The organism is Ferdinandcohnia sp. GQ5 (genome assembly GCF_059759275.1).
The window spans coordinates 65,623-78,628 of sequence record NZ_JCAXEW010000019.1 but is presented as its reverse complement, the minus strand read 5'-3'; the positions used below and the strand labels follow the sequence as shown (position 1 = coordinate 78,628).

Here is a 13,006-nt window from a genome sequence, read left to right as displayed (position 1 = left end):
CTACTAGCCCTTCTACATTACATACATATATGATAAAGGCTATGTAAAAAGATGTTCAAAAAGTCATCTACTAATGCAATGATGAAACTTCAAATCTAATGTCACTCCGCCTTTTAGGGTCTCATGTGTTTAAAATATATATTTTTTTACTAATAATATTTGTCGGCTTTTTGAACACATACTGTAAAGGAGGAAAAATCTCTTGAGTAGAGGTAAATTTGATGATGACTTCCAAAATAAAGATTCAAAGTTGCAACTCCAACAAAAAATAATCCATTACCGTTCAGAAGTCATTACATTTCAAAATAAATTAAAAAAGACTGTGCAAGAACTGGAAAAGGAAAAAATACGAAATCAGTACCTGCAAGAGAAATTATTTGAGGCTCAAAACAGTAACCTTGAGTCTTATGAGAAAGAAATTTCTTCACTCCAAATGAAACTTTTAGCTAGTGAAGTTGCACTAGAAGAGGAAAAAAAACGTGTTAAATTGATTCAAGAAAAACTCATACAATCAACTCAGATCGAAAAACAAGTGATAGAAGCAAAACCAGAACCACTACTAGGATTACAATCATATTTTAACTATTCTTTTTTATACACACCTGAAGAAGAAAGAATAGAAGAGGAAACCGGTTATCATGATATTTCAATTATTGGTGACTGCCTAATTGAAAATTACGGGACAGCTGACCTTCATCAGCCAATTATTTGTATTCGTATTACCCCACACACTGCTGGACATGTAAGTGGAAAAATTGCAACAAATCGATTAGGTTTAAATGATGAAGCAGATGATAATTCACGACAAGAAGAATGGCATTTTGTACATGATGATTGGAAAGAAAGAATCAAAAAAAATGGGGAGTATTGGATTAAACCCCAAAAAACATCTATTATTCAACCAAAGAGTAAGCTCACTTTCTCCAATTTTGAATTAACTCTTAGAAGTCCACTGGAACATAAATCTATCATTTTAGAGGCATTTGCTTATTGCAAGGAGTTTCCAAATGGTATTCCATCACTTAATAAAATTATCATAAACCTGTAGTTTTTCTTCCATAATCAATGGAGAATTTCTTTGTTGATTATGGAAGTTTTAACACAACCTTTATGAATCTAGTCAAACAATTCTTGGTTTACTAAAATGACCTTCTACTTCTACAATGACCTCTTCAACAGACATTATTTTTTGATATAGGGAGATTTTGAGCTTAATTTCAAAGGAAATACCACTGTCTCCTATATTAATTTCATCTACTTGACAATCAGCCTCTAAAACTTCGCAATCCACTTCCGTATGTTTTGGTGCTTTAAGCAACACTTTATCCTCAGCTTTAAACTTAATCGGCTCTGTTGTGAAAATACAATCTCTATTGTAAAAAAAATGCAAAATAACAAATCCTTCCTTCATCACTTTAACCTTCTGTAACTCAACGGTATTCCAATCAGGTAGGGTTAAAGTTAATGAGTCTCTTCCGTACATTTGTGGAACTTCTGTACACGTAATCGGCGGTAATTTATGTGAATGGTGTAGTATCCCCTCTTGGTTAGAAAGAAAGCAATTCACATCCGAACTATAGAGCCAACTTAGAAACAAATTTGGATTAAACTCTATCTCAAATAACCCCATAAATTCCCCTTCATCACCATCACAGCTTATTTCTATAGTCTTTAAATGCTCAACCTCAAATGTATGACATTCCCCTTCATTCAGTGAGTTTTGAACTTTTCCATTTATCCCTATTATCATCTCCCCTTCACAGCCACTTTCAAATACGATTGTCACAGTAGCAGGGAGTCCCTTTGTAAATTGATGATCTGCGCTCCATACAATCTTCGGGACTTTCCCAGAAGGAACAATAAATTCATCAACAATTGTACTAAAATCAACATTTTCTAAAATATCTGCTATCCATTCAGTTCGAGTAAGTTGGTACGTCCAGTCAGTAAACTTTGTTACTTTAATACAATGTGTTTCAATTTTATTAAGTTCATTGAGAGTCAATATCCATACACCCCCATTGCTACACATATAGTATGTGACAATAGCGGAATTGTTCCGGATTGTAAGTGTATAGACAAACACCCTTTTAAGGGACCTACATATACTGATAAGGAATGTAAAATCACGACAAAGCAGGAGTTTTCAACATAAAAAAACCTTCGATACGAAGGTTTTCTAATCGATTACGAAAAGTGCAAAGTTTTTATATGACGAGTATTGCTAAAAACCGTTTCCTCCCGTGCAGTAACCAATTCAATAATATTATCTTTCACGTTTTTTAGTTGACCAATTTTATCGTTATCTTCACCTAAATCAAATACGACCATTTGTCCTTGTAGTTTCTTTACTTGTTCTTCAAACGTTCTCGCCAACGTAATGGTTGATGGATTAACCGGAAACTTCTGCTTATCAAGTCCATATGGTGTTTGATGTTGATTATACGGAATTAACCATTTTAAGTGCTGGAATGGAATAAACATTGTTTTAAAGACTGGTGAATAAAAAACAATATAATCATTCATTAAGTTTGTCACATACCCATGGATTGAATTTTTCGAGGTAACGCAAAGTTCTACAAATAGACCCTTTGCATTATTCACGATTTTTCGTAAGGAGATCTCATCAGTATAAGTGTTTATTGGTGTATTTCCGGGATTCGTAATTTGTTCAGTCTCATCCACCCTCGGAATTTTCACTTTTTGTATATGAAAAATAGGCATATAGTAAAAGTCTCCTTCTTTTGTATATAAGACGATTATGTCAGACCCTATCTCAATGAGGATTCCGATTTTTTGTTTATGACCAGAAATTTCAACAACAACTTGTTCTCCTATATAATGGCTTAGATGCTTCAATAAACTCACCTCAATTCTTAGATATTACTTTTTGTACAGAACCTGTACACTTTTATAGACATAAATACTTTTAACCCTTACTTAGATAAGAAAAAGTATCGGTATCTTTCGCATGAGACACCTCTTAACGGAAGAAGAAACCGATACTCTTGTTAACTATAACTTAATTAACCATTTACATAGTGAGGATGTTACAGTCTGGACTTTGTAGAACCGCTGTACATTTTAATACTAAATGATTTTTTGCTGTTATTTTTGTTTTGATTCTTCTGGTTGTTAGAATCATTATTTTGATTTTCATTTTGATTTTGGTTTTGGTTTTGATTGTTTTCATTAGATTCTTGTTGGTTTTGATTATTTTCTGCATTTTGATTATTTTCTTGTTTTAACACATAACTAATGTTTCGAATATGGAATGTTGCAATACGACAAACTTCTTTCTCACAAATTAGAACTAAATGTCCGTCGGAGCTATCTGCAAGAACACCTTGCATGCTTTCTGGGCCACCGCGATTAATTGTAACCCACTTATATCTCATATTTTTTAATAACTCAGTAAAATTATCTGCTTCAACATATTCTGGTTTTACAAAAGTCACCATAGACATCGTGTTCCCATTTTGTGCTTGTGCTTGGTTATTATTATTTCCTGATCCATTTTTATTGTCACTAACTGCATAACTCAAACTCTTCACATGTTCTAACTGATAATAAACAACCCCGTCTTTCTCAGTGTAAAGAACTAAATAATCACCCTTCACATCAAGCAATCTACCATTTCTTGCCTCTGGTCCGCCTCGGTCGATACGAACCATTTGGTCTTTCATTGCTGTTAATACATCTGAAAAAGTATTGGTTTCCTCAATCATAGACATCGTCGTCATTACAGATTCATTATTGCTTGTATTCATGCTTGTTGTTGAATCTTCAATTACACTCTTAATATGACTAGTCTGATAAATGACGACCCCCTCTTCATTTGTACTTAACACTAAATAATCAGATTTAACTGAAATTAACTGACCTTTTCTGGATTCAGGTCCACCTTTAAACACTTTGACTGCTTTACCTTGTAATGATTCAAGGTAGTTTAGATTAATATTTTCATTCATCAACTTTTGCCTCCTTATCAAATATCATTGTGGGGTGTTTATAATGTATCTATATGCGTAGACAACGTTTTGGTCCTAATCTCTTGCCTATTTCTATAAAAATAAGCATTTGTCCATCAGAGAAAAACCTAGATTCGGATTCAATTAATAAAAATGTCCCAAATATGTAATAGATTCCATTGAAAAACCATTAAAAACAGGGTTTCATTGTTAGATATTTAACCCTTAAGGAACATCACCCATAAGTGGTTTATTAAGAAATCTACTTAAAAAAACCTGCACCTAGACAGGAATCTAGTGCAGGTTTACTCACCATTAATTATCTATTTATTATTTTATCAATTGTGGCTTCAATTATTGCTGCAAATCCAGCAATGGCCAGAATCAAGATGAACGATTCAACCCATCTGAGATTAAAATAATAGGCCCCATATAGTAATAGGGAACTCCAAATCCCGGTACACCAGTAACAGCTTAATAACTCGCCAATCCACCTACGTAAACCTCTTCCCTTGATATGAAGATAGGATTCAACCGTTCCATCTGGAAGTTCTTCATCAACGATCTCATGAAATGGACGACGGATAAAAAATGTAATTTTATCATAGATTAATAATCGTGTTAATCTAAACGATGCTAAGCTTATTAAGACAAATTCAAACCAAGTAATCATGTCTTTGGACCTCCTCCCCGTTTTACGATTTGAAAAGGATAGCTAAACATATAACCATTTTATGCATAGGATATAGGAAGGAACATTGGCATTGAAAAAATGGGCAATGGTAAAGTTGTGAAAGCATCTATAATACAGGAAGACGTCTAAATCATTGATTTAGACGCTATACTAAATGTTACAGGAACACCAATTTTATCCAAGCATTTAGAATAACTAGGGTCACTATTGTTGTTATTGGAATTACGATTATCGTTATCTTTAAATAATCCTTCCAAGTCACTTTTATCCTATTTTGGCGTAAGATGTGCATCCATATTAATGAAGCCAGGGTACCTATTGGTAGTAATAATGCACCGATATCACTGCCAATAATATTCGCTAAATAAATGGTTTGAAGTGTTAGCGTATCGAGCTCCATTTCTGTCAATGCAATGGTACCAATCATTAATGCAGGATGGTTATTAAAGATATTAGACAAAATGGAAACTAACCCTCCCATTACAAGGCTGGCTTGAAAAAGCCCCCCACCTACTATTGGTTTAAAAGCGGAAACTAGTAATGACGTTAGACCTACATTGTGGAGTCCATAAATAATGACGTACATTGAAAAAGCAAACACTAAAATGTGCCATGGCGTCTTTTTAACTAAATCAATTGGATTTGTTCCTAAATGATACCACCTGAACATCAGTAGCACTAAGGATCCAAGAACCGCTACAAACTCGATGGGAATAGAAAAATAGGAGGCAACAAACAAAAGACATCTGATTAGTAACACAAATAAGATTATTTTAAACATAAAATTTGTGCGTTTTTTCTTTAATTCTGGTGGTTGACTACCTATTTTTAATGGATGAAAATCCGGTGCAACAATAGATTCCTCATTTTCAGAAAGTAAAATTGGAAGCTTTTTCGGAATCTTATTTTTCACTAATAAGAACATTATCAGTGACATGATTAGTAATCCTAACATTGCAGGTACAAACATCATTGCAGTTTGTGTATATAAAGTCATATTTACAATCTTCAAGGCAATTAAATTTACAATGTTACTTACTCCAATTGGTGCACTCGATGCTGTTGCTATTAATGCTCCACTTAACAAATAGGGGATCTGCTGTCTAGGTTTAATACGTAGATTTTTTAGGAGGATTATTAGAATAGGTGTTGTAATTAATATACTTCCATCGTTGTTAAATAATAACGTCATTAGAAAGCATAACAATTGGATGTACCAGTAAAGACGGTATCCTGACCCTCTCGCTAGGCTAACTAAACGCGAAGCTGTCCAATGGAAAAAGCCAAAACTTTCTAAAGTTATTGCCATTACGATAGTTGAAATGATCGTGATTGACGCTCCACCTATCTTACTTATAATATCTGCTATATCCCCTCGTGTAACAATTCCCGATATCAAGATTAGAACAGCTCCAACTGATGCTGGCCATGCTTCATTTATTCCTCTAGGCCTCCAAAAAATAATAGACATTGTTAGTATAAAGACACTTATCGCGATCCATATCTGAACATTCATTTTTCCCCCCCTTTCAAATGCCTTACATTGACATTTGTCCTTACTTGTCTTATACACTATATTTATATTCTTTTTTACAAAGATGGAGATAGATATACGTCTAATTCTATTAAAATTGTACGCTTGTCATCACGGTCAAAATGTACCACAGTGAGATATAACTATAAAAAATCTAGTAAATATTGTACCTTAGGGTGATATGACTAGAATGTATATAGTGAAGATATACCAGAATGATAAATAACCAATTTGTAAATAATACTTAAAACGATAGTACTCACCTACATTTACCTAACACGAAGCACATAAAAAGTGACTCCAGTAAAAATCTGGAGTCACTTTTTTATAAAAACCAATATTGATGGGGATTTGAATTGTATATTGCTAAGGAGTATTTGTATTTTATTTATGAGTAATATCCGGAGGTTTTATCGAACATACGTATAAACGGCTCCATCATCATCATTTAAACTTGCTACAATACGGAAACCTTGTTGGTACAAACATGAATTGGCATCAGTGAAAGAGGTAACACCATTTACAAATTCGCAACCGGTGTCTTGAGTTTGTGAATTTGTAAAAACTTCAGTCACTAAGTTATTTACAACATCCACTAGAAGGTTTACAGTATCACCAGTATAGTGACCGTGATGATGTTTTTGTTTCCCATCAGCCTTAGCTGCAGCTTTTGCATTGCCTTGATCCGAAGCTTTTGCATTACCCTGATCTGCTGATTGTGCATTTTCTGAAGCATCTTTGTTATGCCCATGATCTTTGTTTTGTCCATGGTCTTTCTTAGGCATCTAATTCCCCCCTTTCTGCGAGTCTAATGTATTATATAAAGGTTTCCTATTTTCGAAACGGCATTTATACTAGAATATATGTCTATTTTTTATTCGAACACAAAATTATTATCTATTAGCAAGTGAGTCTTAACTAACTTTTACATATGTAATAGAGAAGCAATAATTATCTTCTCCATATATTATCATTAAAATATTTCACATTTGAATTTCGTCTTTTTTTATTTTCTCGATATTTGTCGGTTTGATCTAATAATTTCTTCGTAGCAATTTCAAACTCTTCATTTGATATTTCCTTTTTAACAAGAGACAGACATAAAAAGGCAATTGCAACTGGGACCATATCGATTTCCACCATTACATTGACATCAACATCTGAATTACCACTTTTATTTACTGATGCTTGTATAGATTCCGAATTTGATAATCGATTTTTACTAGACTTCCCCCATACGTCTTTGTCACTAAATAACGATTCCATAATAAGTCCTCCTGACCGTAACATTTAATAAATACGGGGCAATACAAATATACCCCGTATCCATCACAGATCAAAACCAACCTAAAAATTAAATCTTTGATCTTGATCTTGATCTTGTTCTTGATCTGAATCTGCTTCAGCACGAGTTCGTGCTCTTGCTCTAGAATTAGAATCAACATCAATATCAACGTCTACTCGTGAATTACCACTGTGTGCGATCTTTGCAATATTTACATTTTTATCTTTTACTCTAACGTCATTTTCATTGTCAAGGTCGTTGTCTAATCGAGCATCAATTTCTGCATCAGTACGATTGTTTGCTTCATTTCTAGAACTTCTATTGCCAAAAATATCTGGGTTTCTCCATACACTCATGTTATCCCCTCCTTCTCTTTTAGATAGAATAGTTTATTCGAAAGCTAGTAATATGCTTGGACAAAGGTCCACTAAAATGATAGACAATGGTATATTTTTCAATAAAAACAATAGATTATTACCCTTACATATAGGTTTGTAAGGGCATCTTTCGTTTCTATTAAAAATTAGGATACTATCACGAAGGTATAAAAACACATTTATTAAATTTGGTAGTTTTCTCCACTAATTGCTTATACACATTATGTGACAAGTACATAAATTAATCATGTAGAAAGTAAAGGAGGGGAGCAAATGAGGTTAGATTCATCAAATCTACAAGAATCCCAACAGAAGCTTATGGAAATTCTTGTGAAGAATGTTTTTAGGAAACATGGTATTAAACCTAAATCAAATACCCTAACAAGTCAGCAACGCCAGGAAATTCGTAATACAATGCAAAAGTTGCAAAAACAAACTCAACAATTTTTAGAAAATGTACAGAAGAATGTTACAGAAAACGATGTGAACCCACAAACTCATTTGGCTGACAGTGTATCAAACCGAGCCAAAAAGAAAAAGTAAGGCTTACCAATAAATTGAAAAATACTAAAGGAGGAAATTTATTTATGAATCAAGAAACTTATCGATTCAATACCGCAAATCAAGGAAATAGATGGTCAGCTCTTGACCCTACTTCAAACCATCCTTGTTTTAATGACGACGATGTCGTCCAGGAGGGCACTCAAGTTTCTTCAAACTTCCAATTAAATGAAGAATTAATTTTTATTAAAGATTCTTGTGATGTAACTGTTACAACTACTGATACAAAAGCTGCACTTAATTTACAAGCTGCATTACAAGCTGCTATTGCTTTAGTTGTAAGTATTTCTATAGCTGATGGTTCTGAAGCAGAGAGAGTGACACAAGAACTCTTACAATCTACTAGAAACAAACAGATCTCTCGCCAAAAGACTGTTATCGAAAATTCTAGAAACGTAAACGTTACAACTACAGATACTCAAGTAGCCATCAATATTCAATTATTACTTCAACTTTTAATTGCACTATTAGTAGAAGTAGATATTCTCTAGTCACTTTCATTACAGTATATGTATAAATTCCTAGTGTTGCCATTGCATCCTAACTTTTTACAACTTTATATTTGTTATTTAACTATGGAACAGCACTTACAAAAAGACACAAACCCACGAAAATATCTGTGGGTTTGTGGTTTACATGATTCCTAAAACACAAGAGCTCAGGAGAATATGAAATCAATATTCATTATAAAATTATATTTTATATTGATAATATATTAGTTAAATCAGCAATAAGTCCTTACCATTTCTCCTTTCCTTTATAAACCTAGCTAGTGAACTAATGTTCAAATTTTATTTAAGGAGGATATAAATTGGGGAAGGTTTACTTTGAAAAGTCGAATAACTCAAAATCTAAAGATAACAAGAAAAAAGATAATAAAAAAGACAAATAATGCAAGTACACATATAGTTATGTGTACGACAAAAAAGCTATTTTTTCCAATCATCAAGCAATCTTTCACATAGATACGAATTCCAAATTATACAGGTCTATTTACCCCACTTTTCGAAGTGGGGTTTCATTTTGCATTGTTAATACTTATTCGTTGCCTCATTTGCACGCTGAGTTTCTTCCAGCCTTCGAAGCAATGCTTTTGAACGTATGTATGCCAGATCTTCTGTTCCGCCTGAGTCTTCTACCTCCCGCAATTGTTCCTTTGCTTGTAGTACCAAGTTTTGAGCATGCTGGAACCGCTCCATGTCCCCATTTCCTTGTGACTCAATTACTGCAAGTTGAGCTTCATCTACAGTCTGCACGAATTGCTGCAAGAGATTATCCATTTCATCTTCTCCTTTTTTAAAAAAGTGATACAAGCTCTCCAACTCGAATACAATTTCAAAGACAAATCTTTTTAAGAGGTGTAAATGTTATGGGCGTTCTTTTCAGTTATGTTCTATTAGGTCTCAGCCTTGCAGCACCCATCGGTCCCGTAAATGCTGCACAATTAGACAGAGGTATTAAATACGGTTTCTTCCACGCCTGGCTCGTTGGTGTTGGTGCAGTACTCGCTGATGGGATATATATGCTTATCGTTTATTTAGGTCTGGTATCCTTCATCAATACCCCATTTATTCAGACGTTTCTGTGGCTTTTCGGATGCTTTGTATTGCTTTACACAGGTTTTGAAAGTATGCTAAATGCCGGTAAAATCAATCTCCAAAACTCCAGAAACCAGGAGCCTGCTTTTAAAGCCTTTCTCTCAGGGTTCATCATGTCAATTACAAACCCGCTCACTATTTTATTCTGGTTAGGGATTTATGGCTCCGTATTGGCCAAAACAGCTTCCACTTCAACCAGTAGTGAACTAATCCTCTATAGTGCAGCCATCTTTTGTGGACTACTGCTATGGGATATAACAATGGCATCTGTATCAAGTGGTTTTCGAAGGATTTTAACTTCACGTCTATTAGGCCTCATTTCCATTTTATCAGGGCTTTCCCTTGTTGGTTTTGGTGTCTATTTTGGTTTCCAAGGTATAAAGCTTTTACTTAGTCATTAAGTTTTCTGAAGTTTTTCGAATAAAGTGTCCATGCCCTTGGACTCTTTCTTTTTACTACCTTTATTTTTGATGAAAGCAACTATAAAGATAATCACAATAAACCCGAGACTAATAAAAAAGCCTGGACGAATTTCTTTACTAAATAATGTTCCACTGACAGCAAGTAAAATGAATAGTACCCCAAGATAATATTTCATTTTTCCAACAAATCCAGGCTTTAATAGTCGGTTTGCGGACAAAAGAATAAATAACCAATTGTATAAGAGCATGAGCCCTGCTCCAGTGGTTACATATTCGTAAATACTATCAGGCATTAAAAGTGAAAAGATAATTGAAGTAAGTAGACCGGATGCTGTTAAAATAAAGGCAGGTAATGGTACCTTTAATTTACCTTTTTTTGAAAAGATCTTTGGGGCATCCCCATCTTCTGACAAGTTCACTAAAATACTCGTTACCCCATATAAAGCAGCCACCATTGTGGAGAATCCGCCGATAATCAATGCCCCATTAAAAATATCAGCGACTAATGGAATATGGTAATTATCTAATGCAACTACAAATGTACTTTCTTCACCTGTAAAGACCTTCCATGACACGAGCATCACAGCAAGACCAACGGAAGCTAAATAAATGATGGTTAGAAGAAGAAGCATCACCTTTCCAGCTTTTGGTGCTTCACTCTTGTCCTTAAGCTGGGTTGCCATTAACCCCATTACCTCAATCCCACCGAAGGCATAAAACGCAAAAATCAAGGCCGACCAGAGCCCCATTATTCCTTTCGGGAAGTACTCAGCTGGCAATTGAGGATCCCTTGTTCCATCGATAGCACCCGTTACTGCCAATACCGCAATCACAATGAACATTAGGATTGCCGATATTTTAATGAGAGCAAAGACATTCTCTAATTTGTTAATCCCACTTGTACCAATCAACAATACAGCTAAACCTAACACACCATAGATGGCAGCAAAGACCCATAAAGGGGTTCCAGGAAACCAAAACTTCGTAAAAATAGACAATGCAGTAAGCTGACTTCCCATGATAAGCATTTCGGCACTCCAGTAAATCCAGCCTATACTAAAGCCCGCCCATCTTCCGAATGCTTGTTTTGCGTAAGTACGAAACGCCCCTTTTTCAGCTTTTTTTGCAGTAAGTTTAGCTAATCCATCATAGACAAAATAAGTACCAATTGCAGCCATAATAAATAGAATCAACACAGAGGGGCCAGCTGTTCGAATCGCAATGCTGGACCCTAGAAAAAATCCTGTGCCTATAGTACAGCCAACTCCAAAAAGGGAAAGTTGCCACCATTTTATTTTTTTCTCACTTTTTCCTTTAGCCATATCCCCTCTACCTCTTTACCTTCTGGAATAATGAATCTGTCCGAACCCGCTTGGGCGGTTTTATAAAAAATAAAACAAGAACGGTTGCTACAGCCGAAATTCCAGCTACCGAGAAAAACAAGATATCATGTGAAAGCTTCATTAAAATGGCAAAAACGGGGGGACCGACAGCAACTCCAATAAATCGCGCACTACTGTAAATAGAGGTAATTGTACCTCTTTCATCTTTCTCAGTACCATTCGTAATGAGTGCATCCAAACTGGGAAGTGCAACCCCGATACCTATTCCGCAAATGACAAGGGCAGCTATGAAAATGTACAAGTTTTCCGTGTAACAAATTCCAAAAACAGCTATAGTAGCTGCCAAAATCCCCGAAAAAATAATCCATTTGATTGTATTTTTATCATCACCAAGCTTTTTTCCAGTGATATATGAAGATAAGCAAAGTGCACCGAGGGGAATTGCAAGGATAAGACCTTTAATAATTCCACCAATCCCGTACTTATCCTCCAAAATGGACGATAAGAAAAAGAGCATCCCAAAAAGAATATAGAAACAAATGGCCCCCACGATAAATATTGAAATCAACCATCGCCCCTCTTCCTTGAGGGTGCGTTTGATTTTCTTAAGAAAAAAAGAAAAACTTGATGTATCCACTTCATTATTTTTTGGAGTTTTTATAAGAAATTGAATCAACAGAATAGAAATTAAGCAAAAAATGGGAAAAGCAAAAAAAGGCATATACCAAATCAAAGCTGCAAGTATTGCACCTAAAATGGGACTAAGTACCTTTCCAAATGTATTAGATGTTTCAATTAAACCGAGTCCAGTATTCACATCTTTTTCACTTTTGCACATATCACCTACTAGAGGCAGAACAATTGGGGAAGCACCAGCGGCTCCAACACCTTGTAAAAATCTGCCAATTAAGATGAACAAATATGGACTTTCAAATAGCCAGGATGCTAGTCCAGAAATTAATCCCCCTATTCCTGCAATAATTAAACTTGGTATTATGACTTTTTTTCTTCCGATTCGATCGGAGAGAAAACCAGCAATTGGGATTAAGATAATAGCTACAATCGAATAGATCGTTATGATTAAACTGGATTGAAATGATGTAATACCAATTTCTTTTTCCATAATCGGCAAAATGGGAATTAGCATAGAATTACCTAAGGTCATGACTAATGGGATGGATGCTAGTGAGAGCACTCCCCATTTCTCCGTTTTATTCATTT

Annotated in this window: 15 protein-coding genes; 4 read left to right on the top strand and 11 right to left on the bottom strand. The window is 34.7% G+C overall.

Features of this window, described 5'->3' with window-relative positions; genetic code table 11:
* Positions 1 to 202: 202 nt before the first annotated feature.
* Positions 203 to 1,048, top strand: coding sequence for a coiled-coil domain-containing protein (locus AC6CHV_RS20715; protein WP_121445357.1), 846 nt, complete (start codon positions 203 to 205; stop codon positions 1,046 to 1,048).
* Between the two features lie 72 nt (positions 1,049 to 1,120).
* On the opposite strand, the gene AC6CHV_RS20710 is transcribed toward AC6CHV_RS20715, so the two are convergent.
* The 8 genes from AC6CHV_RS20710 to AC6CHV_RS20675 form a co-directional block, all read right to left on the bottom strand.
* The gene (locus tag AC6CHV_RS20710; protein WP_121445358.1) at positions 1,121 to 2,005 is read right to left on the bottom strand and encodes a BMQ_0737 family morphogenetic spore coat protein; all 885 of its coding nucleotides are present in this window, start codon (positions 2,003 to 2,005) and stop codon (positions 1,121 to 1,123) included.
* A 182-nt stretch (positions 2,006 to 2,187) separates the two neighbouring features.
* Entirely contained in the window at positions 2,188 to 2,868 is a 681-nt protein-coding gene (locus tag AC6CHV_RS20705; protein ID WP_498079603.1) for a YwrJ family protein, read from the bottom strand.
* A 182-nt stretch (positions 2,869 to 3,050) separates the two neighbouring features.
* Positions 3,051 to 3,971 carry a hypothetical protein gene (locus tag AC6CHV_RS20700; protein ID WP_121445360.1) on the bottom strand — a complete coding sequence of 307 codons (921 nt, stop codon included), beginning with the start codon at positions 3,969 to 3,971 and terminating at the stop codon, positions 3,051 to 3,053.
* A 319-nt stretch (positions 3,972 to 4,290) separates the two neighbouring features.
* Entirely contained in the window at positions 4,291 to 4,644 is a 354-nt protein-coding gene (locus AC6CHV_RS20695; RefSeq protein ID WP_498079602.1) for a DUF1360 domain-containing protein, read from the bottom strand.
* 178 nt (positions 4,645 to 4,822) lie between these two features.
* Positions 4,823 to 6,181, bottom strand: coding sequence for an ArsB/NhaD family transporter (locus AC6CHV_RS20690; protein ID WP_498079601.1), 1,359 nt, complete (start codon positions 6,179 to 6,181; stop codon positions 4,823 to 4,825).
* A 428-nt stretch (positions 6,182 to 6,609) separates the two neighbouring features.
* Positions 6,610 to 6,984: a hypothetical protein gene (locus AC6CHV_RS20685; protein ID WP_498079600.1), complete on the bottom strand. Its 375-nt coding sequence runs from the start codon at positions 6,982 to 6,984 to the stop codon at positions 6,610 to 6,612.
* 166 nt (positions 6,985 to 7,150) lie between these two features.
* Positions 7,151 to 7,465: a hypothetical protein gene (locus AC6CHV_RS20680; protein WP_121445364.1), complete on the bottom strand. Its 315-nt coding sequence runs from the start codon at positions 7,463 to 7,465 to the stop codon at positions 7,151 to 7,153.
* Between the two features lie 81 nt (positions 7,466 to 7,546).
* Positions 7,547 to 7,840 carry a hypothetical protein gene (locus tag AC6CHV_RS20675; protein ID WP_498079599.1) on the bottom strand — a complete coding sequence of 98 codons (294 nt, stop codon included), beginning with the start codon at positions 7,838 to 7,840 and terminating at the stop codon, positions 7,547 to 7,549.
* 294 nt (positions 7,841 to 8,134) lie between these two features.
* On the opposite strand from AC6CHV_RS20675, the gene AC6CHV_RS20670 reads away from it, so the two are divergent.
* Positions 8,135 to 8,404 (top strand): DUF1216 domain-containing protein, encoded by a 270-nt coding sequence (locus AC6CHV_RS20670; RefSeq protein WP_121445366.1) that lies wholly within the window; start codon positions 8,135 to 8,137, stop codon positions 8,402 to 8,404.
* A gap of 44 nt (positions 8,405 to 8,448) precedes the next feature.
* Positions 8,449 to 8,913, top strand: a complete 465-nt coding sequence (locus tag AC6CHV_RS20665; protein WP_121445367.1) for a spore coat protein — start codon at positions 8,449 to 8,451, stop codon at positions 8,911 to 8,913.
* Positions 8,914 to 9,453: 540 nt separating this feature from the next.
* Here AC6CHV_RS20665 and AC6CHV_RS20660 read toward each other — a convergent pair.
* Positions 9,454 to 9,702, bottom strand: a complete 249-nt coding sequence (locus AC6CHV_RS20660) for a hypothetical protein (protein ID WP_341332313.1) — start codon at positions 9,700 to 9,702, stop codon at positions 9,454 to 9,456.
* Between the two features lie 89 nt (positions 9,703 to 9,791).
* On the opposite strand from AC6CHV_RS20660, the gene AC6CHV_RS20655 reads away from it, so the two are divergent.
* Positions 9,792 to 10,421 (top strand): LysE family transporter, encoded by a 630-nt coding sequence (locus tag AC6CHV_RS20655; RefSeq protein WP_498079598.1) that lies wholly within the window; start codon positions 9,792 to 9,794, stop codon positions 10,419 to 10,421.
* Here AC6CHV_RS20655 and AC6CHV_RS20650 read toward each other — a convergent pair.
* A complete protein-coding gene (locus AC6CHV_RS20650; protein ID WP_498079597.1) occupies positions 10,418 to 11,764 on the bottom strand; it encodes an amino acid permease in 1,347 nt (448 codons plus the stop codon). The genes AC6CHV_RS20655 and AC6CHV_RS20650 overlap by 4 nt on opposite strands.
* A 7-nt stretch (positions 11,765 to 11,771) precedes the next feature.
* Positions 11,772 to 13,004: a bacillibactin exporter BcbE gene (gene bcbE, locus AC6CHV_RS20645; RefSeq protein ID WP_498079596.1), complete on the bottom strand. Its 1,233-nt coding sequence runs from the start codon at positions 13,002 to 13,004 to the stop codon at positions 11,772 to 11,774.
* Positions 13,005 to 13,006: the final 2 nt, after the last annotated feature.